Origin of the sequence: Pseudomonas weihenstephanensis, from assembly GCF_016812185.1 — a bacterium.
In the GTDB taxonomy this organism is placed as follows: Bacteria; Pseudomonadota; Gammaproteobacteria; order Pseudomonadales; family Pseudomonadaceae; genus Aquipseudomonas; species Aquipseudomonas weihenstephanensis.
This window is the reverse complement of record NZ_JAAEBV010000001.1, coordinates 935,698-957,413: the sequence shown is the minus strand read 5'-3', so window position 1 is coordinate 957,413 and position 21,716 is coordinate 935,698. Positions and strand designations below refer to the sequence as shown.

Sequence of the window (21,716 nt, the reverse complement as noted above, 5' to 3'; positions counted from 1 at the left end):
AAGAATTACTCGTCTAACTACAGCGCGGGGAGCGGTGTGCTGCTGGCTATTCTCCGGTCGTTAGAGGTATAAGAAAAACCAATATTGCTGATCGCTCATTAGGAAAACTGATGTTCGACTATAAATTACTCTCCGCGCTGGCGGCGGTGGTGGAACAAGCGGGTTTCGAACGTGCGGCGCAGGTGTTGGGGCTGTCACAATCGGCCATTTCCCAACGCATCAAATTGCTCGAAGCGCGCATCGGTCAGCCTGTGTTGATACGTGCGACACCGCCCAGCCCCACCGAGATCGGGCGCCGTTTGCTCAACCATGTGCAGCAAGTGCGTTTACTAGAACGCGATCTGCAAAGCGCTGTGCCTGCGCTGGACGACGAAGGTTTGCCGGAGCGTCTGCGCATTGCCTTGAACGCCGACAGCCTGGCCACGTGGTGGGCGCAGGCGGTGGGAGATTTTTGCGCCGAACAGCACCTGTTGTTGGACTTGGTGGTCGAGGACCAGACCGTAGGCCTCAAACGCATGCGTGCCGGTGAAGTGGCGGCGTGTTTGTGTGCCAGTGAACGCCCGGTGGCGGGTGCGCGCAGTGTGTTGCTGGGTGCCATGCGGTATCGGGCGTTGGCCAGCCCTGCGTTTATTGCGCGGCATTTCCCGCAGGGGGTGAGCGCAGCGTTACTGCCAAAAACCCCCGCGCTGGTCTTTGGCCCGGACGATTTCTTACAACACCGTTATCTGGCTTCGTTGGGGGTGGACGGTGGTTTCGAGCATCATCTGTGCCCGTCTTCCGAAGGCTTTATTCGCTTGACCGAGGCTGGGCTGGGCTGGGGGTTAGTCCCCGAGCTGCAAGTGCGCGAACAACTTGAAAGCGCAACACTGGTGGAGCTTTTGCCAGATAAACCGATTGACGTGCCACTGTACTGGCATCATTGGCGCAACGGCGGACAACTGCTGGGGCAACTGACCGAACATTTATCGCGTTCGGCGCCGCGCTGGTTAGTGCCTTTGGCCTGATATCCAGCGTTTAAACAGCAGGCAGCACGCATTAGAGCATTTGGAGCGATTGATGAAGATTCTGGTCACCGGCGCAAGCGGCTTCATTGGCGGACGCTTTGCGCGTTTTGCCCTGGAGCAGGGCTTTGACGTACGGGTCAGTGGGCGGCGTGCCGACGGTGTTGAACACCTGGTGCGGCGTGGCGCTGAGTTTATTCCGGGTGATTTGACCGATGGCTTGCTGGTGCGCGACCTGTGCGTCGACATCGACGCCGTGGTGCACTGTGCGGGCGCCGTCAGTGCGTGGGGCCGTGCGCAGGACTTGCAGCGCGACAACGTGCTGGTTACCGAAAACGTGGTCGAAGCCTGCTTGAAACAGCGCGTACGGCGCCTGGTGCACTTGTCTTCGGCCTCGCTGTATTTCGACGGCCGCTCACACGTGGGCCTGAGCGAAGAACAGGTGCCAAGACGTTTGAGCCACACCTATGCCGCCACCAAAAACCTGGCCGAGCAAAAAGTCTTCGGCGCCCAAGAGTTCGGCCTTGAAGTGATCGCCTTGCGCCCGCGCATGGTGACGGGGGCGGGGGACATGAGCCTGTTTCCGCGTTTGCTTCAAATGCAGCGCAAAGGCCGTTTGGCGATCATCGGCAACGGGCTTAACAAAGTCGACTTCACCAGTGTGCAAAATCTTAACGAAGCCCTGCTCAGCAGCGTGCTGGCCACAGGTTCGGCATTGGGCAAGGCGTACAACATCAGTAATGGCACGCCGATCCCGTTCTGGGACGTGGTCAATTACGTGATGCGCCAAATGAACGTAGCGCCGGTTACGCGTTACCGTGGCTACGGCTCGGCGTACAGCGTGAGTGCGCTCAGTGAAGTTGCCTGTAAACTGTGGCCCGGTCAGCCCGAGCCGAAACGCTCGCGCTTGCGCACGCAGGAAATGAGCAAAGACTTCACGCTCGATATCAGTCGCGCCCGGCATTGCCTGGACTACGACCCAAAAGTCAGCGTGTGGGCGGCGCTTGATGAGTTCTGTGGCTGGTGGAAAGCCCAGGAATCGCCCTACCGTTAAACACCCGTACTGCCGATGAACCCGATGAAGGTTCAAGGACGATCAAGGCGCGAGTCAGCGGTTTATACTCGCGCCATTCAGCTTTCACTCAGGTTTTGAATAAGGTTTGCCATGCGTAACGATGCCCGCGACGACTTCGATGATGTCCCGACCCTGCGAGCCACGGTCGATGACCACGATGAACTGGCCACCCCAACCGGTGCCCGAGAACGCACCACGGTGTATTCGCGCAACACCCCTGTGATCAAGGTCAAGGCGCCCACCACTGGCCCGCTGTGGGCACTGCTCGGCGCGGTCTTGCTGGCGTTTGCCGGGTTGGCGTGGTGGAGTTTTCAGCAGTTGTCGATGATGGAGCAGCAACTGGTGGCCACCCAGGAAAGCTTTGCACGCATCAGCGAAGAAGCGGCGGGGCGCTTGCAAGCCATCTCCGGCAAAGTGGTGGCCAGTGAATCCACCCTCAACAGCGGCAGCGAAGCGCTGAAGTTGCAGATCAAGCAGCTTGAAGAAAAACTCCTTGAGCAGAGCAAGCAACAGCAAGGCGCTGTGGTGGGCCAGCAAGGTGAGCTGGACAAACGCTTTGAGCAAATCAATGCGGCGATTGTGGCGCAAGTGACCGCTCAGCAAGCGGACAGCACGCAACGGGCCACCGAGGTGAAGGCCTTAGGCACCGAGCTGACCACGCTCAAAGCCACTGTGGCGGAGCAGGGCAAGCTGGACGCTCAGCTCAAAGGTTTAAGTGCCGATGTGGCTGCGTTGAAAAAACAGGGCAACCCGGCTGCGGCCATTCAGCGCCTGGAGCAGGACTTGATCGTGCTCAAGAGCGAACTGGAAACCCGTCCGGCAGCGGCCCCGGCGCAAGGTGCCAACACCGCCGAGTTTGACCTGTTCCGTGGGCAAGTCACACGCAACATCAACACCTTGCAAAGCCAGATCCAAAACCTGCAAAAACAGATCAGCGCCAAGTAAGCACGCGTAGCCGCAGCTTTCGTAGAATCGATACTCGCGCAGTGTCAGGCTGGTCGAGTTGTCAGGTTCTACGCTTGCTGCGCAACCGGACGTCGCCTGCGGCAAGCTCTACGTCATGGGTTGCGAGCGCTTACCGGGCCTTGTCTTCACGCCCGCGCAGCACTTGATTGGGCATGGCAAGTGCCGCACATAAACCCAGCACTGAAATGGCTGCGCTGACGCTCAGTAAATGGCGGAAGGTCACCTGCAACTCGGTCCGCAAGTTGTCCAGCGCGGGGCCTTGAACCGCGTTGAGTCCGTCCAGCAGCACGTTGCCCGAACTGCCTTCGCCCAGCAGCGGCTGGCCCATGATCGGGGTGATCAACGAATCGTGCAGTAACGCCAACAGCAGTGCCGACATCAACGCCACGCCCATCGCGCCGCCCAGCGAACGAAACAGGTTGGTGGTACTGGTCGCCACGCCGATATCACGTTGCGCCACGCTGTTTTGTGCCCCCACCAGAGAGGTCGGAAACTGCATGCCCGAGGCGATCCCGCTGAGCAGCATGAACACACCGCTCAGCAGTTCGGCACTCGGCGGGCTGAGGGCCATGCCGAGAATCGCCAAGGGCATTAACACTGCGCCGCCCAAAATCATCGGTTTGTAATGCCCGGTCACGGACGTCCTGCGCCCGGCAAAGTACGCGCCGATGGGCAAGCCGATGGCCAGCGGCAGCAAGTGCAAGGCCGCGCTGTCGGCACCGGCGCCGGTGATGCTCTGGTATCGCAGCGGCATCAGTACGATCAACGAGATGGCCTGAAAACTGGTGAAGAACACCGTGCACCAGCACAGCACCGCACTGCGATTGGCAAACAGGTGCATGGGCAGCAGCGGTTCTGGCGCCCGTCGTTCATGCCACACAAACAGCAGCAGTGCGATCAGCGAGGCGCTCAGTAACATCAGCACCTGCTCACTGCGCCAGCTCTGGCCTTGGCCAATCAGCGTGATGCCCAGCAGCAAGGAACTCAGGCCGATAATCATCAGCACCGTACCCAGGTAATCAATGATCGGTTTGCGCTGTGGCACCGGCAGCCCGACCAGGGTGCGGTGGGCGATCCACCACGACACCAGCCCCAAGGGCAAGTTGATCAAAAACACCCAGCGCCACGACAGGTATTCGGTCATGTAACCGCCCAATACTGGCCCGGCGACGCTGGCCAGCGCGTACATGCTGCTGAAATACCCCTGGTAGCGACCGCGTTCGCGCGGGGGCACGATGTCCCCGATGATGGCCTGGCTGACCGAGATCATCCCGCCCGCACCAATGCCTTGAATGATCCGCGCCAGTACCAACTGCTCCATGTTTTGCGCCAACCCGCAAAACAGCGAGGCCACGGTAAACAGGCCCATGCCAAACAACATCAGGCGCCGCCGGCCATACAGGTCGCCAAGTTTGCCGTAGATCGGCACGGCCACCGTCATGGCCACCATGTAGCCTGAAATCACCCAGGCCAGTTGGCTGACATCTTTGAACTGGGCGGAGATAGCGGGCATCGAGACCGCCACGATGGTCTGGTCCAGCGCACCGAGGAAAATGGCCAGCATCAGGGCGACCAGGATGCTGCGAATGGCGGGTTTGGCTTGGGCGGGTTGGTTCAGACTGCTCATCAATACACCTGTGGGCGCAAAGGCACAGGCGCGGCCGCCTGTGGCGTAATGGCGCCCAGTGTACTGGATAGCTGGCTAACGGATGTGCGCAAAATCGGTGCAGGCGTTATTCCATCAACGGGTGCACCGACCTTGTTATCGCAGTGCGCTGAATGCGGCATTCAACGAGTTGCAGTGCTCGCCCTGGCAACTGGCGGTAAAGCGTGGGGACAAGCGTGTTTGCTCAGCGCGGTAGCAGGCGCTGGCGAACAGTACGGCGGCAGCCAATACAACAAACGCGGTCATGCATCTGGCTTTTGTTTTCGTGGTCATGGCAGTCATCTCCTGATACCTAGACGTCACACTTTTAAAGCTAGTACAGACCATCGGACTTGCCACGCCCGTTGTACGACTGCCTTTGTAAGCCTTCATCCCTCAAATGGACTACCTGTTACAAACCTGTGTCCCACGCAGGCTCTGCTGTGAAACGCTCTGCCAGAAAGTCGAGCATGCTGCGCAGCGCGGCCGGCATGTGTTTGCGCGAGGCGTACACGGCATAAATGTTCATCACTCTGGGTTCGGCGTCGGGCAGCAAGCGCACCAGGTCGCCTCGATGCACATGCACGCCAGCCTGATAGCTGGGCAGCAATGAAATGCCTGCGCCCGCGAGGGTTGCGCTGAGCAACGTACTGGCCTCGTTGGCGCTGATATTGCCTTGTACGGGCACCGACACGTCTTCGCCCTGGCAGGTGAAATGCCACAGGCTTTTGCCGAAATAGGAATGGGTCAGGCAGTTGTGCAGGCTCAGGTCATCTACCTGCCGTGGCGTTGCGTGCTCACGCAAGTACGCGGGTGCCGCGCACAGCACCGAACGGCACACGGTCAATTTGCGGGCAATCAAACTGGGGTCCAGCTCATTACTGGTGCGGATTGCCAGGTCGATGCGCTCGTCCACCAGATTCACGGTGCGGTCGAGCATTTGCAGATCAATGGTGACGCCGGGGTTGAGGCGTACATAGTCGGTCACTGCCGCGGCCAGTTGTGACTGCCCGAACGAAGTGCTGACGCTGATGCGCAACAGGCCGCGAGGCGCATCCCCGGCGGTGCTGACAGCGGCCTGCAGGTCTTCGGACAGTTCCAGTAATTGGCGGCAGCGGGGCAGGGTTTCATTGCCTGCGGCCGTCAGGCTCAGTTTGCGCGTGGTGCGGTGCAGCAACCGCGCGCCCACCCATTCTTCCAGTTCAGCCAAATAGCGCGACACCACCGGGCGCGACAGGTCCAGGTGATCGGCCGCCGCTGACTGGCTGCCGAGGTCGACGACGGTGACGAACACCCGCATTGCAATGAGACGGTCCATGATTTGCCCGATTTGTGAAACAAACTATGTCGCAGCATCGCATTTTTTATGCCTGACCGTGCGGCTAAGCTTTGTTCATCGCCGACCTTGGCCTCTTGACTACGGACACACTCATGACAGCACTGACAACCCTGCGTCGTTTCTTCCTCAGCGCCGTTGCGCTGGGTTTTGCGGCCCATGCCGCAGCGGCGCCAGCGCCCTTGACCCTGGACGTTTACAACCCTGGCGCGGCGGCCATTTTTCCGGTGTCTTCAGTGCTGGTCAGCGGTGACAAAGACGCCATTTTGATCGATGCCCAATTCGGCAAGGCTCAAGCCCAGCATGTCGTGGATAAAATCCGCGCCAGTGGCAAACACCTGACCACCATCTACATCAGCCACGGCGACCCGGACTACTACTTCGGTCTTGAAACCCTGACCCAGGCATTCCCGGACGCAAAAGTACTGGCCTCAGCCCCCACGGTGGAACACATCAACCACACCAAAGACGCCAAGTTAGCGTTTTGGGGCCCGCAAATGGGGGTTGATGTACCGGCCAAGCTGATCGTGCCTCAAGTGCTCAAAGGCAATAGCCTGCAACTGGAAGGTCGCGAACTGGACGTCATCGGCCTCAATGGCAAGCAGCCGGACCGCAGTTTTGTATGGATTCCATCGCTCAAGGCCGTGGTCGGTGGTGTGGTGGTGGCCGACAACATCCATGTGTGGATGGCCGACACCCAAACCCCTCAATCCCACAAACAGTGGCTGGCCACTCTCAAACGTATCGACAGCTTGCAGCCCCTGACGGTGGTGCCTGGTCATTACATGGGTGATAACGACCGCTCAGTAAACGCCGTGCATTTCACGCGTGATTACATCAAGGCGTTTGATGAAGAAACCCTGAAAGCCAAAAACGCGGGCGAGCTGATTGCGGCAATGAAAAAACGCTACCCGGACCTGGCCGAAGAGTCTTCGCTGGAACTGAGTGCCAAAGTGGCCAAAGGCGAAATGAAGTGGTGATTCAAGCGCTCAGTGAAATCTGATCTGTCCATTCAACAGGAGAACGTCATGAGCAACATTGCAATCATAGGCGCCACCGGGCGTGCGGGTAGCCAACTGCTGGAAGAGGCGCTGCGTCGTGGTCATAGCGTGGTCGCCATTGCGCGCCACGCCTCCAAAATAGGCGAACGTGCGGGGGTAGTGACCAAAGAGGTAGACGTTAACGATGCTCAGGCTTTGCAAACGGCTGTTGCCGGCAGCGATGTAGTATTAAGCGCGGCGCATTTTTCGACGTTGCCGGCTGCGGCCATCATCGAACCGGTGAAAAAAGCGGGTGTTAAACGTTTGCTGTTTGTGGGCGGGGCCGGTTCTCTGTTGCTACCGGATGGCAGCCAAGTCATCCAGAGCCCCGATTTTCCTGAAGCGTACAAACCGGAGGCCACGGCAGGCGGCATTTATCTGGACACCTTGCGTGCCGAGAAGGACCTGGACTGGACGTTCCTCTCGCCGTCAGCCGAGTTTGTAGAGGGGGAGCGCACGGGCACTTTCCGTTTGGGGCAAGACCACCTGTTGGTCAGCGCTGAAGGCAAAAGCTGGATCACCTTTGCCGACTTCGCCATTGCGATGCTCGACGAAGTTGAGCAGCCCAAGCACACGCGTCAGCGTTTCACGGTCGGTTATTGAGCCCCGACGGTCATCCACGTTTTGTAGTCGCTGACGAGTCACGCGAGGCTGCGATCAAGCGCGAAGCGGTCGTAAACCCAGGCACTGAGGTGTACCCGTCGCACACGGTTGAATGGTTTTGCAACTGCTGCGCAGCCTCGCACGCTCGACAGCGGCTACACGCTTATCCACGTTTTGTAGTCGCTGACGAGTCACACGAGGCTGCGATCGAGCGCGAAGCGGTCAATGGTTTACGCGTCAGCTGCTACGGGTCTCTGCGGCTTTTTCCACCAGCCAGTGCATCAGTTCATGCAAGGGCGCGGACGGTTCGCTGCGGGGCGGGCACACCAGGTAATACGCCGCGCCGGTTTTTACCTTCAAATCAAACGGTATGGCCAATCGGCCTGCCTTTACATCGTCCCCCACCAACGACCAGTCGCCAATCGCGACACCATTGCCTTGCGCCGCCACGGTCATGGCCAGGTCCAGCGTGTCGAAATACTGCCCTTTACGCGTTGTAGGAACATCCGCGCCCGCCGCACTCAACCACAGCGCCCAATCGCGTTGGTCACGGCTGGGGTGCAGTAAGGTGTGTTGCTCCAGGTCACGCAGGCTGTTGAGCGATGCGCTGCCCTCTAACAACTGGGGGGCGCAAACCGGGGTGAGCTGTTCGTCGAACAAGTGTTGGCCTTGGCGCTTTGGCCCCGGTAAAGGGCTGTAGACCACCGCAGCATCAAACGCCTCATGCCGAAAATCTACCCCATGTTGCACGCTGCTGGTGAGTTCGACGGGTACGTCGGGGCGCAGGGCTTGCCAGTCCTGCAACTTGGGCATCAGCCAGCGCAACAGGCAGCTCGGGGCTTTGAGTTGCAGCGGTGTGCGACGAATGCTGGCGTGTTCGATGGCTTCGTCGATCAGGTTAAAGGCTTGCTCAATACGCGGCAGTAATGCCTGGCCCTGTTCGGTGAGGCTCAAACCTCGCGCCTGACGGTGGAACAGCGCAAACCCTAATTGATCTTCAAGCCCGGCGATTTGTCGGCTGACGGCGCCCTGGGTGATGTGCAAGTGCTCACCCGCCCGGGTGAAGTTGCAGTGGTGAGCCGTGATCAAAAATGTGTGCAAGGCGGGAAGAGGCGGTAAGCGTTTCATAGGGGCTGAGCCATGCGTGCAGGACATGGCCAGTATGAGCAGGTTTACGTTGTGCGCGCTACCTGCGCTCGCTTCAATGGTTGCCATCGGGACCCCATCGTCCAGACTGCGATGTCCAGTCCCAGGCACAACAAGAGAGGGCGTAATTGATGGCAACCTGCGGCGAAGTGTTGGTCAAGTTATTGGAAGCCTACGGCGTTGAGCACGCTTTCGGTATTCCCGGCGTGCACACCATTGAGCTGTACCGGGGGTTGGCAGGTTCCAGCATCCGGCACATCACCCCGCGTCATGAGCAGGGCGCAGGCTTTATGGCCGACGGCTATGCGCGCAGCAGCGGCAAACCGGGCGTGTGTTTCATCATCACCGGGCCGGGCATGACCAATATCGCCACGGCGATGGGCCAAGCCTACGCAGACTCGATCCCCCTGTTGGTGATCTCCAGCGTGCAGTCGCGCAGCCAGTTGGGCGGGGGGCGCGGCAAACTGCATGAGTTGCCCAATCAAGGTGCGCTGGTGGCGGGCGTGGCCGCGTTTTCCCACACCTTGATGTCGGCGGCCGAGTTGCCCGGCGTGCTGGCGCGAGCATTTGCGCTGTTTCAGGCCGCACGGCCAAGGCCGGTGCATATCGAAATCCCGCTGGATGTGCTGGTTGAAAATGCAGACGCGCTGCCCCACAGCCCGCCGATGACCCTCGCGCGCCCCGGCCCTTCAGTCGCGGCTATTGAGCAGATGAGCGAGCGCCTGATGCACGCCAGACGTCCGCTGATTCTGGCCGGAGGCGGCGCCATTGACGCGGCCCCGGCGCTCACGTTACTGGCTGAGCGCTTAGGCGCCCCCGTTGCTTTGACCATCAACGCCAAAGGCATGCTGCCCGCCGCACACCCGTTATTGATCGGCTCGGTGCAATCGCTGGCGGCCACCCGGGCATTGGTGGCTGAGGCCGATGTGGTATTGGCCATCGGCACGGAGCTGGCGGAAACCGACTACGACGTATTTTTTGGCGGAGGATTTGAGATCCCCGGCGCTTTGCTGCGCATCGACATTGATAGCGACCAGACGGTGCGCAATTATCTGCCGACGCTGGCGCTGGTGGCCGATGCGCGGTTGGCCGCGGAGGCGTTACTGGCTGCGCTCAGTCAACGTTCGCTGGCCCCACGCGAAACCGCTTGGGGGGCTGCTCGCGCGCAACGCTTGCGCCTTGAAGTGGATGCTCAATGGGACGCGCCGACCCGCGCGCAAACGCACTTCATACACAGCGTATTCGACGTCTTGCCACACGCGGTCTGCGTGGGCGATTCCACCCAACCCGTCTATACCGGCAATTTCACCTTCAACCCTGCGCAGCCACGGCGCTGGTTCAACTCGGCCACCGGCTACGGCACGCTGGGTTATGCGTTGCCTGCCGCTGTTGGCGCATGGTTGGGGCGGCGTGCCGCAGGCAAGGCGGGTGGCCCGGTGGTGTGTCTGATCGGTGATGGCGGTTTGCAATTCACCTTGCCGGAGCTGGCCAGCGCGGTGGAAGCGCGCACGCCCATCATCGTGCTGCTGTGGAATAACCAGGGGTATGGCGAAATCAAAAAATACATGCTCAACCGCGGTATCGAGCCAGTCGGTGTCGACATCTACACTCCCGACCTGGTGGGTGTCGCCAGAGCGTTGGGCTGCGCGGCTGAATCTGTGGCGGATGAAGCGCAATTACGCACGGCGCTGGCCACGGCGGCAGGCCGACAGGGGCCTAGCGTGATCGAGATTGATGAACACCAGTGGCAGCAATCGTTGGGCTTATAAACGCATGCGCAGGCGCGCCAGATCCCTGACCGGTGGCGCGCCGAATTGGCGGCGGTACTCGCGGCTGAATTGCGACGGGCTTTCATACCCCACGCGATAGCCTGCCGCTGACGCGTCCAGCCCTTCGCAGAGCATCAAGCGGCGTGCTTCATTGAGGCGCAGTTGTTTCTGGTATTGCAGCGGGCTCATGGCCGTCATTGCCTTGAAGCGGTGATGCAGCGTCGACACGCTGAGATTGGCTTCACGGGCCAGGCTATCAATACGCAGCGGTTGCTCAAAATGACCGTTGAGCCATGACACGGCCCGGCTCACACGGTGGGTTTGGCTGTTTTCGGTAGCAATTTCATACAGCCGGTAGCCCAGTGGGCTGCGCAGCAAGCGGTAAAGGATTTCGCGGCGAATCAACGGCGCGAGCATGGCGATGTCTCGCGGGGTGTCCAGAAGCCGGGTGAGGCGCAAAAGGGCGTCAAGCATGACTTGATCGATTGGCTCGACGTACAGGCCGCGTCCAGCCGTGCGCGACGGCATCCCTATGGGCCCGGCATCGCTGATCAGCGTTTTGATTTCCATCGGGTCGATGTCCAGGCGCAGGGCCAGGACCGGACGTTCGGGTGATATCTCCACCACCCGGCCACTGATGGGCATCGACACGCTGACCACCAGATAATTAAGCGGATCGTAGGCGAAATACTCATCGCCCAGCCGCACTTCTTTGCGGCCCTGGGCGAGGATGCACAAGGCCGGTTGCGGCAAGCTGGGCGAAAAGTCGCTGGAGTAGCTGTAGCGCGACATGAACAGCGCGCCGACGGCGCTTTCGACGGTGCCGTCCTCGCGCGTATGGCGGTAGATCAGGTCAGCCAACTCCACGCGCTTTTCTTCGAGGGCTGCGTCGAGTGTGGCCTGGGGCGGTTCCAGCAGTGACATCGGCACGTCCTGATTCAGCGGTGATGGGACCCTAGCTTAAGTTTGTGCAAGGCAGGGGGGTAGCCAATTTCTGCCGCACACTTGCCTGATCCTGTCAGGCCACACCGCAAGTGATGTGCAGACGGCGTTTCAGGGCCGGGAGATTGCTTGAAAGGGCGGCTGAGAGTGGGGTGAGTGCATGGACGATGATTTTTTCGCGAGTGTACTGTTTGGCACGATTGTGCAATCGAGGGGCAGGAATCGACTAACGGTCAGGTGACGGTGGCCCCCAAGCTTTGAACCTCCCCTCACGCCACTTTCTTTTGTGGAGGCCACCATGCCCCAGTCCCCTGTTGTCAGTCACACGACCTTGGTACGCGCCCGCATTGGCTGTGCGGCGCAAGTCCAGACATGCCTGAACCAACTGATTGAACCTACGCTGCAAACGCCAGGTTGCCTGCATTTTTCCTTGCAACATTCCCACAGCGACCCGTTGCTGTGGCACGTCGCAGGGTATTGGCTAGATGAACCCTCGATGCAGGCGTACTTCCACTCACCGGTGATGCAGGTTTACAGCGACCTGGTGCATGAACAGGTTGTCGATCACCTGGATTTTCAGACCTTCAGCGATGTGGCCTGCGCAGGTTTGCGCCAGCGCACCGGTTAAGCGGGTAGAATGCCGCTTTTTCACAGGCCGGAATTTGAAACATGGCACGTAAGGAATTTGCACAGTTTGAAGCCGTCTCGGCAGTGGTACCGGTGGAACCTGGGGTTTACCACGCAGCGATAGCCGTTAAAGCCTTGTACGAAGGTGGTGCACCGCGCTTTCACACGATCTTGCCGGGCCAGACCTTCAGCACCGCGACGGCAGCCGATGCCGCCGCCGAGCAGCAACTTCACGCCCTTCAAGGCGTGAGCGAAGACGCTGAACTGGTCTGGTAGTTATTGAGGGCGGTGCATTTTGAACAGCGCTTCAGGGCCAAGCTGGAAGTAATCTGCCGGGCCGCCGCCGCGCAAGATCGGTTCGGCGGCGGCCGTGTCGTAAATCCCGTCTTTGAGCAGATGTTTGGCGATGTGCACCGCCACCACTTCACCCAGAATCAGCCAACTGGGCACTAATGCCTTGTCCGCACGTTGCAGCTGAATAATCTGCGTCACCTTGCATTCGAATGACACCGGCGTTTCAGCCACCCGCGGCACACTCACCACCCGCGACGCGACAGTCGTCAGCCCTGCCAGCTCAAACTCATTTACATCCGGCCCGACTCTGGCGCAGCTCTGGTTCATGGCCTCTGCCAGTGGGCGCGTGGCCAGGTTCCAGACGAACTCGCCGGTTTGCTCAATGTTGTTGAGGCTGTCTTTGCGCCCCACGCTGCAAAAACCAATGATCGGCGGGATGTAGTTGAACGCGTTGAAAAAACTGTAAGGCGCAAGGTTCAGTCGGCCTTGGGCATCCTGTGACGAAATCCAGCCTATCGGGCGCGGCCCGACAATGGCGTTGAACGGGTCGTGGGGCAGACCGTGGCCCAGGGATGGTTCGTAGAAATGGATATCGTCAGGCATCAGAAGTGTCCGTAAACAGCTGAATTAGAAGGCCCTATAGTGCAAGGCAATGGGGCGAAAGACAAAGTGTGTCTCAACAGGGTGTGAGTGATTGGCCTTGATTTGAATCAGCTCGCAGCCCTCGGCAGCGACGACAGGTTTTGCGTCCCCCAAAATGACTAAGCCCGGCCGAGGCCGGGCTGATGTGCCGCGTTCAGGTGTTAGCTGAAGCGGGCACCTTGCGTGCGGTCATAGCCATCTTCAGCAAAGGTCGCCGAGTGAGTGCGGTCATAACCGTCGGCAGCAAACGTGGCTGAGTGGGTGCGGCCGTAGCCGTCCTCTGCAAAGCTCGACGAGTGGGTGCGGTCATAACCGTCAGCGGCAAAGGCGTTGAGGGCCAGGGCAGAGAGGGCAGTGGCGAGGATCAGTGAGGTTTTCATGGTGGTGCTCCGTGTAAGGGGGTGTTGAGTGGGTATGGATCTAAGATTACGCTGATCAATTCGATTAAAAAGCGCAAAAAATAGCACTAAAGAATCGTTTTTTTCGATGTTTTAAGGCAAGGCTTCGCCGATCCACGTTGCGATCATTCCGGCGTTAAGCCTTCGATCAAAATGCGTATCGCTTCAGGGGCTTTATTGAGGCTGAGCGTGAGCTTTTAGAATTAACGGGTAATTAATTCCGAAAAATCTTACTCATGAGTGGCGGGGGGAGTTGCAGGGGGGCAGGTTGCTCAGGACTCAAAGCAACCGGTAAAGCGACCGCTAAACCCCTTGACGGGGTGCCTCACAGGCACCGCCGTCATTGGGTCCAGGACCGCTTCGCATTGAAGCCGCGGCTACGCAGCCTTGGCAGACGACGTTTAGTCGGTCTCGATGCGCGAGTGTTTACGGGTGTCTTTCATGGTGGCGTACACCAGCAGCGAGCAGGCGATACACGCCGTGACGTACCAGTAGTAACCGGTTTCCATGCCAGCGCTTTTGAACCACAGTGCGATGTATTCGGCAGTGCCGCCAAAGATCGACACGGTCAGGGCATACGGCAGGCCCACACCCAGTGCGCGAATTTCAGTCGGGAACAGCTCTGCTTTAACCACAGCGTTGATCGAGGTATAGCCGCTGACGATGATCAGTGCCGCCATGATCAGGAAAAACGCGCCCCACCACGTAGTGATGGTGTGCAGCGTGGTGAGGATTGGCACGGTGAACAAGGTGCCCAGCACGCCGAACGCGATCAGGATCGGACGACGGCCCACTTTGTCTGAGAGCGCGCCTACCAGCGGTTGAATGCACATGAACAGGAACAGCGTGGCAGCCGAAATCGTGGTCGAGTCCGAAATGCTCATGCCCACCGTGTTCACCAGGTATTTCTGCATGTACGTGGTGTAGGTGTAGAACGCCAGCGTACCGCCCATGGTCAGGCCGACCACCGTCATCAGCTCTTTGGGATGGCGCAGCAAGGTGCGCATGGCACTTTCTTTAGGCTTGACCTTGGTCTTTTTGAAGGACTCGGTTTCTTCCATGCCGCGACGCAGGTAGAGCGCGACCACTGCACACAGCGCACCGATCACAAACGGCACACGCCAGCCCCAGCTGTAGAGTTGCTCTTCGGTCAGGGTTTGTTGCAGCACGATCAACACGCCCAGCGCGATGAGCTGACCCGAAATCAGGGTCACGTACTGGAAGCTGGAGAAGAACCCGCGGCGCTCCTTGGTGGCCATTTCGCTCAGGTAGGTTGCCGAGGTGCCGTATTCGCCACCCACCGACAAGCCTTGCAGCAAGCGGGCAAAGACCAGCAGCACTGGCGCCCAGACGCCGATGCTTTCGTAACCCGGCGACAGCGCGATGATCAGTGAGCCGAAGCACATCAGCAGCACCGAAGCCATCAGCGCGGCCTTGCGGCCTTTGCGGTCAGCGTACAGGCCCATCAGCCAGCCGCCGATGGGGCGCATCAAAAAGCCCACGGCAAAAATCGCGGCGGTGTTGAGCAGTTGTGCAGTGGTGTCGCCTTTAGGGAAAAAGGCTTTGGCGAAGTACAGCGAGAAAGCCGCGTACACATACCAGTCGTACCACTCGACCATGTTGCCGACGGAACCACTGAAAATGGATTTGATGCGACTGGAGGTGGTCTTTTCTGGTGGGGTCGTAGAGGCCGACCCGGCAGGCAGGGAACTGGCGTTATCCATTAAATGGATCCTTCTATTTTTGGTTTTGTTATAGCGCGTCAAAACGCGTGCTTACGGGGCAATAGCAGGAGTTGTGCCAAGATGTGAACCCCCGGTTTATAAGGGGTTCAATTGATAAGTGAGCGGAAATCCGCTGATTCACACTTTGCGGTGAGCGGATTTCCGCCGATGCGGCTGAGCCAGCGCCTGCGAACCGATATCAAGCGTCATTCAAAAACGCTTCACGCACTAAGCCATGACGCTGCATTTTTTCGTTGAGCGTGCGGCGCGGCAGTTGCAGCTCGGCCATTACTGCCTTGATATCGCCTTTGTGCCGGGTCAAGGCTGAGCGCAGGCATTGGGCCTCAAAGGCTTCTTGTTGGGCCACCAGCGATTGCCCCACCTCAGGTTCATCCCATTGCGGTTCACCCAGGCCCAACACCTGACGCTCGGCCACGTTGGCCAGTTCGCGCACGTTGCCTGGCCAGTCGTGGCTGAGCAGTGTGGTCAATTGCACGCCGCTCATCGGTTGCACGCTACGGCCCAAGCGTTCAGCGGCGCTGCGCGAGAAATATTCGTACAACAGCGGGATGTCTTCGCGGCGCTCGCGCAAGGGTTGCAGGCGCAATTCGGCCACCGTCAGGCGGTAGGCCAGGTCTTCGCGAAACCGCCCGGCGCGGGCTTCTTCCAGCAAGTCCGGTTTGGTGGCGGCAATCACCCGCAAGTCCACATGAATGCTTTGGTTGGAGCCTAGCCGCTCCAGTTTTTGCTCCTGCAATACCCGCAGCAGTTTGGCTTGTTGAGCCAGTGGCATGCTTTCGATCTCGTCGAGAAACAAGGTGCCGCCATCGGCGTATTCGAGCTTGCCAATACGCTTGCCTTGCGCCCCGGTAAAGGCGCCGCTTTCGTGACCGAACAATTCTGCTTCAAACAATTGCTCAGGGATGGCGGCACAGTTGAGCGCCACAAACGGTTTGTCGGCACGCGGGCCAAAGTCATGCAGGCAACGGGCAACCAGCTCCTTGCCGCTGCCGGTCTCACCGCGAATCAATACATTGACCGGCAACGGTGCCAGGTCCATGACTTGGCGGCGCAAGGTGTGCAAGCTGCGGGACACGCCCAAAAGGCGCCCCTCGATCTGTTCGCGCAGGTCGACCTGTTCATGCAAACGCCGGTTTTCCAGCACCAACTGACGCTTTTCCAGGGCGCGGCGCAGGCTGCTGAGCAGCGCATCCGGGCTGAAGGGCTTTTCCAGAAAGTCGTAGGCGCCGTCGCGCATGGCTTCGACGGCCATCGGCACGTCGCCGTGGCCGGTGAGCAAAATCACCGGCAAATCGGGGTCCAGTTGTTGCAAACGTGTGAGCAAGGCAAGCCCGCCCATGCCCGGCATGCGCACGTCGCTGACAATCACCCCGGCAAAGTGTGCGGGCAACTGGCTCAGGCAGTCTTCGGCGCAACTGTACAACTGCACCTCAAAGCCGCTCAGGCTCAGCCACTGTTCCACGGCAGACCGAATGCTGGCTTCATCATCGACCACGATTACCGAGTTGAGCATGGGTCAAAGTTCCTGTGCGATGGGCAGCGTCAGCGTGAACAGCGCGCCATCGGCATGGTTGCAAGCGGTCAGGCGGCCGCCGAGTTCGTGAACAATGGCGTAAGACACCGCCAGCCCCAAGCCCAATCCATCCCCCACCGGTTTGGTGGTGAAGAAGGGGTCGAAAATTTTACCCAAATGTTCGTCGCTGATACCGCCTCCGCTGTCGCTGAGGGTCAAGTGCCACAGCTGTTGATCGGCTTCGATGCGAATCTCCAGGTGCTTGCGCGGGGTGTCGCGCATGGCATCCAGCGCGTTACGCAGCAGGTTGATCAGCACTTGCTCCAGACGGATGGCATCACCGCGCACCCAGGCCGGGCGTATGAGCTGGATGTCCAACTCAACCCCTTCTTCCTTCATGCGTGGTTCTACCAGTTGTAAGGCCTGATCGACCACACTGGCCAGGTCCAGCCGTTCGCGCAGGCCGCTGGGGCTTTGCCGGGCGTAGGTCTTGAGGTGGCCTGTGAGCGCCGCCATGCGTGTCAACATGTGCTCAAGGGGTGTCAGCGCTTTATAGGCGTCCTCAATACGACCGTGGTCGAGCAGCAGGCGCAGGGTCGCCAATTGCATGCGCTGGGCGGTCAGAGGCTGGTTGATTTCATGGGCCAGCGCTGCTGACATCTGCCCCAACGCCGCGAGCTTGGCCGATTGCACCAGCCCGTCCTGCGCGGTACGCAAATCTTTGGTGCGCGCTTCAACCAGTTGCTCAAGCTCTTCGCGATTGCGCTGGCGCAACCTTCCAATGCGCCAGCGTTGCAGCAAAAAAAGCCCCAGGAAAACCAGCGTCAGCCACAGGCCGATGGCGGCCAGCGCCGCATTTCGTCCATCCTCGGCAGCAGTGGGCGGCTTGCGTAACAAGTGCAAGGTCCAGCCTTCGGCTTTGAGCGCCAGTGAACCCCACAAGTAATCGGCCGGGCCGCCGGGGCCGTCAACCCGGCTCAGGTAGCTGTTGTCGCCAAAGCTTTGCAGCGTGCGTGTGGCCATCAGGCTGAGCGGCTGTTTGTCGTATTGACGGGTGGTGGCAATCTCGCTGCGGTCAGTGTCGTTCAACGCGCGCAGATGGCGATAACGCCAGCCGGGCTGGTTGGCAATAAACACAATGCCTCGTGCATCACTGACCAGCAGCGTGTCGTTGCCCTGGCTCCATTCGCGCTCCAGCTCCGGGAATTCAAGCTTGACCACAATAGCGCCCAAAAACGCGCCGTTGGCATCGTGCAATGCACTGGATAAAAAGTAGCCCGGAATTCCGCTGGTCACACCCACGGCAAAAAAGCGCCCGGTGCCCTGGCTGCGGGTTTGGCTGAAATAAGGCCGAAATCCGTAGTTATGGCCGACGTAACTGTTGGAGGTGTTCCAGTTACTGGCGGCAACTGCCAGGCCGGTGCTGTCGAGCAACTCCAGGGTCGAAGACTGCGCGGCGCCGTTGATACGTTCAAGTTTGCGGTTGAGCTGTGTCTGTATGTCGGCGGTGATCGGCCCCGCCAACGCCGAAATCAACTCGGGGTCTTGTGCCAAAACAGCCGGTAAGGCGCGGTAGCGTTCAATCAGGGTATGCAGCGAGTTGGCATACAGGTTCAACTGCTCGGGGCCGCGTCGGGCGCTTTCTTCTAATGCATGCTGCTTGGCCTGCTGCATGGCCCAACTGCCAACCACCGCCGCTCCCATCAGGATTAACACGGTGTACAGCGCCAAACGCAGAGAACGGGACGTCACGGGCATAGTGGCCATACGCTCGATTAGGGGGCGCAAACGATAGCATGCAGGCATGCCGGGCCAATAATGGCGTTTGCGCAAAGCCGCATAAAGCATGACGCAGGTCTATGTCATGAGCGGGTGAAGCGATTGTGCAGGGCGCACTCGGACGTGACGTCAGGGGCGCTGATGCGGCGAACCGTGAATGGCCACCAGGCTCAACAACTGACCGTCAGTCAGCGCAAATTGGCCGTCGATCTCGCGCCCGTGTTGCCAGTGCTCAGAGAGATCAGTCAGCAGGCGCAAGCGCACCTGCCCGTTCGGCGTCCAACTGAGGACTTCGGCGTGCTCAAAATAAAAGCGTGTGTTCACCAGCGGATACAGGGCTTTGAACAAACTTTCCTTGATAGAAAACGTCAGCGTGACCCCCAGCGCCATGTGCTCAGCAGGGCTGGCGGCCATGCGCTCCAGCTCGGCTGGGGTCAGGATCTCTTTGGCCAGACGCTGCGCGCGTTCTGCACTGAGCAGATTTTCAAGGTCGATGCCAATGCCTTGCCAGTCACGCTTGAGCGCCACCAACGCCGCGGCGCGGCCGTTGCTGTGGGTGATGGCACCGCTGATGTGCGCGGGCCACACGGGCGCCCGGTCCTCGCCGATGGCGGGTTCGCCAAGGGTGCCGTCCAATTGCAGCAAGGCGGCGCGAGCGCACAGGCGCCCGGCCAGAAATTCGGCTTGGCGTTTGGCCACCGAGCGTTGAATACTGGCGGGCATTTCGATGGCACAGCGCGCAAAGTCATCCACGCCAAGCTGTGCCGGAACGAAGTTAGTGCTGCGCCAGACGCTGCCGGGCAGTGGCTGGGGCATGGGCCAGTCGGCACGCAATGGCGTGCAGCAGGCGGGCAAGGTGGGGAGTCGGGTCATGCCGCGCATTTTGCCGGGTCTGGGCCGAGCTGGGTAGGGGGCCGGTACTCTTAGGCTATTGTTCAGAGTGTGTTCAGGGCCAAACCCGTAGAGTGCGGGTGTGTTTTATGCCTTTGCAGGCGCGATCAAGCGTGGGAGAGCGCGATGAAATTGCTGGTGGTTGAAGATGAGGCGCTGTTGCGTCATCACTTGCAAACCCGCCTCACGGAAAAGGGGCATGTGGTCGAGGCGGTGGCCAATGCTGAAGAAGCGTTGTACCAGAGCGAACAGTTCAACCACGACTTGGCGATGATCGACCTGGGCTTGCCCGGTTTGGGCGGGCTGGAGCTGATCCGCGAGTTGCGTAAACGCGCCAAGACCTTTCCGATCCTGATCCTCACGGCGCGCGGTAACTGGCAGGACAAAGTGGAAGGGCTAGCGGCAGGCGCCGACGATTACGTGGTCAAGCCCTTTCAATTTGAAGAGCTGGAAGCGCGATTGAATGCCTTGTTGCGCCGCTCCAGCGGTTTTACCCAATCGACCATTATTGCGGGCGAACTGGAGCTGGACATCAATCGCAAGCAAGCGAGGCTTGAGGGTGAGCCGCTGGCGCTGACGGCCTATGAATACCGGATTCTGGAATACCTGATGCGTCATCACCAACAGGTGGTGGCCAAGGACCGACTGATGGAGCAGCTGTACCCGGATGACGAGGAACGTGATCCGAATGTGATCGAGGTGCTGGTCGGGCGCCTGCGACGCAAGTTGGAGGGGGCAAACGGCTTTAAGCCAATCGATACCGTGCGCGGCTTGGGGTATCTGTTTACTGAGCGCTGCCGATGATTCGATCGCTGCGCGTCAGATTGATGCTCGCGGCCACGTTGCTGGCCGTGTTGTTCATGCTTGCGCTGTTACCGGCCATGCAGGGGGCTTTCAGTCTGGCGCTCAAAGACGCCATCGAGCAGCGTTTGGCTTCAGATGTCACCACCCTGATTTCTGCTGCGCGGGTCGAAAAAAATCACCTGAAAATGCCGGCCCTGCTGCCGGACGAACAATTCAACCTGCCGGACAGTCGCCTGCTCGGCTACATCTATGACCGCGAGGGGCACCTGGTGTGGCGCTCGCGGGCCACGCAAGAAGAAACCATCAACTACAAACCGCGCTATGACGGGCGCGGCAACGAGTTTGCGAGCATTCGCGAGGACAACGGCGAAGAGTTCTTCGTCTATGACGTGGAGGTCAAGCTGCTGGGCGGCAAAAGCGCGGCCTTCAGCTTCGTCGCGTTGCAGCCCATGCGCGAATACAACATGACCCTCGCCGGGCTGCGTGAAAATCTTTACCTGGGATTTGGCGCGGCATTGTTTGTGTTGCTGGCGCTGTTATGGATTGGTTTGACGTGGGGGTTACGAGCCTTGCGACGTTTGAGTCAGGAACTGGACCAGATTGAAACCGGCGAGCGCGACAGCCTCAGCGAGCAACACCCGCGTGAATTGCTGCGTTTGACCGGCTCCTTGAACCGCCTGCTGCAAAGCGAGCGCGAACAGCGCGCGCGGTACAGGGATTCGCTGGATGATCTGGCCCACAGCCTGAAAACGCCGCTGGCGGTGTTGCAAGGGGTCAGTGAAAGCATGGCGCAGCGTCCGCAAGACCGTGAGCAGGCGAGGGTGTTGCAAACCCAGATCGAACGCATGAACCAGCAGATCAGCTACCAATTGCAGCGGGCCAGCTTGCGTAAAAGCGGTTTGGTGCGCCATCAGGTTGAGCTGATCCCGGTGGTTGAAAGCCTGTGCAACACCCTTGAGAAGGTCTATCGCGACAAACGGGTCAACGTCAGCTACGACATTCCGGCCTTGAGCCATGTGCCGATTGAGCAAAACGCGCTGCTGGAATTGCTCGGCAACTTGCTGGAAAACGCCTGGCGGCTGTGTTTGAGCCAAGTGCGTATCAGCCTGCATCGCACTCAAGCAGGTATCGACGTCTGCGTGGAAGATGACGGTCCCGGTGTACCGCCCGATCAGCGCGCGCGTATTCTGCAACGCGGCGAACGCCTTGATCGTCAGCACCCGGGACAGGGCATCGGCCTGGCAGTGGTCAAAGACATCATTGAAAGCTACGACGCTCAACTGACCCTCGATGATTCACCCTTGGGCGGGGCGGCGTTCCGCATCTATTTCCCGGCGCTATGAAGCACCTGTCGTCGCTGTCGAGGTACGAGGCCCGCAGTCGCGACACAGGTATTTATCGTTTCAGACATCCCAATAACGGCGGTTTACGCACGCTGCGCCCTCAATCGCGCCCTAGTACCTGAGCTGCGACCTGCCAGCCTGGCAGGCGGAAACCCGC

The 21,716-nt window shown here is 59.7% G+C and carries 21 protein-coding genes; 10 read left to right on the top strand and 11 right to left on the bottom strand.

Features of this window, described 5'->3' with window-relative positions; genetic code table 11:
• The first annotated feature begins 110 nt into the window (after nucleotides 1–110).
• The 3 genes from GYN01_RS04255 to GYN01_RS04245 all read left to right on the top strand — a co-directional run bounded on the left by GYN01_RS04255 (nucleotide 111) and on the right by GYN01_RS04245 (nucleotide 3,021).
• On the top strand, nucleotides 111–1,004 hold the full coding sequence (locus GYN01_RS04255) for a LysR family transcriptional regulator ArgP (protein ID WP_048401009.1): 894 nt from the start codon (nucleotides 111–113) through the stop codon (nucleotides 1,002–1,004).
• A gap of 52 nt (nucleotides 1,005–1,056) precedes the next feature.
• Complete coding sequence (locus tag GYN01_RS04250; RefSeq protein WP_048401007.1) at nucleotides 1,057–2,055, top strand: NAD-dependent epimerase/dehydratase family protein; 999 nt, start codon at nucleotides 1,057–1,059, stop codon at nucleotides 2,053–2,055.
• Between the two features lie 111 nt (nucleotides 2,056–2,166).
• Entirely contained in the window at nucleotides 2,167–3,021 is an 855-nt protein-coding gene (locus GYN01_RS04245; protein WP_048401005.1) for a coiled-coil domain-containing protein, read from the top strand.
• Between the two features lie 130 nt (nucleotides 3,022–3,151).
• On the opposite strand, the gene GYN01_RS04240 is transcribed toward GYN01_RS04245, so the two are convergent.
• The 3 genes from GYN01_RS04240 to GYN01_RS04230 form a co-directional block, all read right to left on the bottom strand.
• Nucleotides 3,152–4,669, bottom strand: a complete 1,518-nt coding sequence (locus GYN01_RS04240; protein WP_203306626.1) for an MDR family MFS transporter — start codon at nucleotides 4,667–4,669, stop codon at nucleotides 3,152–3,154.
• Nucleotides 4,670–4,804: 135 nt separating this feature from the next.
• The gene (locus GYN01_RS04235) at nucleotides 4,805–4,981 is read right to left on the bottom strand and encodes a hypothetical protein (protein ID WP_157395877.1); all 177 of its coding nucleotides are present in this window, start codon (nucleotides 4,979–4,981) and stop codon (nucleotides 4,805–4,807) included.
• Nucleotides 4,982–5,099: 118 nt separating this feature from the next.
• Nucleotides 5,100–6,005: a LysR family transcriptional regulator gene (locus tag GYN01_RS04230; protein ID WP_082149365.1), complete on the bottom strand. Its 906-nt coding sequence runs from the start codon at nucleotides 6,003–6,005 to the stop codon at nucleotides 5,100–5,102.
• A gap of 113 nt (nucleotides 6,006–6,118) precedes the next feature.
• On the opposite strand from GYN01_RS04230, the gene GYN01_RS04225 reads away from it, so the two are divergent.
• Together GYN01_RS04225 and GYN01_RS04220 are read left to right on the top strand one after the other, a co-directional pair.
• Entirely contained in the window at nucleotides 6,119–7,003 is an 885-nt protein-coding gene (locus GYN01_RS04225) for an MBL fold metallo-hydrolase (RefSeq protein WP_048362824.1), read from the top strand.
• A gap of 48 nt (nucleotides 7,004–7,051) precedes the next feature.
• Complete coding sequence (locus GYN01_RS04220; protein ID WP_203306625.1) at nucleotides 7,052–7,666, top strand: NAD(P)-dependent oxidoreductase; 615 nt, start codon at nucleotides 7,052–7,054, stop codon at nucleotides 7,664–7,666.
• A gap of 237 nt (nucleotides 7,667–7,903) precedes the next feature.
• On the opposite strand, the gene GYN01_RS04215 is transcribed toward GYN01_RS04220, so the two are convergent.
• Nucleotides 7,904–8,794, bottom strand: a complete 891-nt coding sequence (locus GYN01_RS04215) for a LysR substrate-binding domain-containing protein (RefSeq protein WP_048363035.1) — start codon at nucleotides 8,792–8,794, stop codon at nucleotides 7,904–7,906.
• A gap of 149 nt (nucleotides 8,795–8,943) precedes the next feature.
• On the opposite strand from GYN01_RS04215, the gene GYN01_RS04210 reads away from it, so the two are divergent.
• On the top strand, nucleotides 8,944–10,581 hold the full coding sequence (locus GYN01_RS04210) for a 5-guanidino-2-oxopentanoate decarboxylase (protein WP_203306624.1): 1,638 nt from the start codon (nucleotides 8,944–8,946) through the stop codon (nucleotides 10,579–10,581).
• On the opposite strand, the gene GYN01_RS04205 is transcribed toward GYN01_RS04210, so the two are convergent.
• Nucleotides 10,576–11,505 (bottom strand): AraC family transcriptional regulator, encoded by a 930-nt coding sequence (locus GYN01_RS04205; protein WP_048362827.1) that lies wholly within the window; start codon nucleotides 11,503–11,505, stop codon nucleotides 10,576–10,578. The two genes, GYN01_RS04210 and GYN01_RS04205, sit on opposite strands and share 6 nt — an antisense overlap.
• A 316-nt stretch (nucleotides 11,506–11,821) precedes the next feature.
• On the opposite strand from GYN01_RS04205, the gene GYN01_RS04200 reads away from it, so the two are divergent.
• Complete coding sequence (locus GYN01_RS04200) at nucleotides 11,822–12,151, top strand: putative quinol monooxygenase (protein ID WP_048400992.1); 330 nt, start codon at nucleotides 11,822–11,824, stop codon at nucleotides 12,149–12,151.
• A gap of 41 nt (nucleotides 12,152–12,192) precedes the next feature.
• Nucleotides 12,193–12,426 carry a hypothetical protein gene (locus tag GYN01_RS04195; RefSeq protein ID WP_048362829.1) on the top strand — a complete coding sequence of 78 codons (234 nt, stop codon included), beginning with the start codon at nucleotides 12,193–12,195 and terminating at the stop codon, nucleotides 12,424–12,426.
• On the opposite strand, the gene GYN01_RS04190 is transcribed toward GYN01_RS04195, so the two are convergent.
• From GYN01_RS04190 to GYN01_RS04165, 6 genes are all read right to left on the bottom strand, one after another.
• Nucleotides 12,427–13,047: a flavin reductase family protein gene (locus GYN01_RS04190; RefSeq protein ID WP_048362830.1), complete on the bottom strand. Its 621-nt coding sequence runs from the start codon at nucleotides 13,045–13,047 to the stop codon at nucleotides 12,427–12,429.
• A gap of 200 nt (nucleotides 13,048–13,247) precedes the next feature.
• A complete protein-coding gene (locus GYN01_RS04185; RefSeq protein WP_048362831.1) occupies nucleotides 13,248–13,466 on the bottom strand; it encodes a hypothetical protein in 219 nt (72 codons plus the stop codon).
• A gap of 419 nt (nucleotides 13,467–13,885) precedes the next feature.
• Nucleotides 13,886–15,208 (bottom strand): MFS transporter, encoded by a 1,323-nt coding sequence (locus GYN01_RS04180; RefSeq protein WP_048362832.1) that lies wholly within the window; start codon nucleotides 15,206–15,208, stop codon nucleotides 13,886–13,888.
• Between the two features lie 199 nt (nucleotides 15,209–15,407).
• The gene (locus GYN01_RS04175; protein WP_048362833.1) at nucleotides 15,408–16,742 is read right to left on the bottom strand and encodes a sigma-54-dependent transcriptional regulator; all 1,335 of its coding nucleotides are present in this window, start codon (nucleotides 16,740–16,742) and stop codon (nucleotides 15,408–15,410) included.
• A gap of 3 nt (nucleotides 16,743–16,745) precedes the next feature.
• Nucleotides 16,746–18,500, bottom strand: coding sequence for an ATP-binding protein (locus tag GYN01_RS04170; RefSeq protein WP_048363036.1), 1,755 nt, complete (start codon nucleotides 18,498–18,500; stop codon nucleotides 16,746–16,748).
• A gap of 150 nt (nucleotides 18,501–18,650) precedes the next feature.
• Nucleotides 18,651–19,394 carry a 4'-phosphopantetheinyl transferase family protein gene (locus GYN01_RS04165; RefSeq protein WP_203306623.1) on the bottom strand — a complete coding sequence of 248 codons (744 nt, stop codon included), beginning with the start codon at nucleotides 19,392–19,394 and terminating at the stop codon, nucleotides 18,651–18,653.
• Nucleotides 19,395–19,538: 144 nt separating this feature from the next.
• On the opposite strand from GYN01_RS04165, the gene GYN01_RS04160 reads away from it, so the two are divergent.
• Both GYN01_RS04160 and GYN01_RS04155 read left to right on the top strand, forming a co-directional pair.
• Nucleotides 19,539–20,216 carry a response regulator gene (locus GYN01_RS04160; RefSeq protein WP_048362835.1) on the top strand — a complete coding sequence of 226 codons (678 nt, stop codon included), beginning with the start codon at nucleotides 19,539–19,541 and terminating at the stop codon, nucleotides 20,214–20,216.
• Nucleotides 20,213–21,559, top strand: coding sequence for an ATP-binding protein (locus tag GYN01_RS04155; RefSeq protein WP_048362836.1), 1,347 nt, complete (start codon nucleotides 20,213–20,215; stop codon nucleotides 21,557–21,559). Before GYN01_RS04160 ends, GYN01_RS04155 begins: the two co-directional genes overlap by 4 nt.
• Nucleotides 21,560–21,716 lie beyond the last annotated feature (157 nt).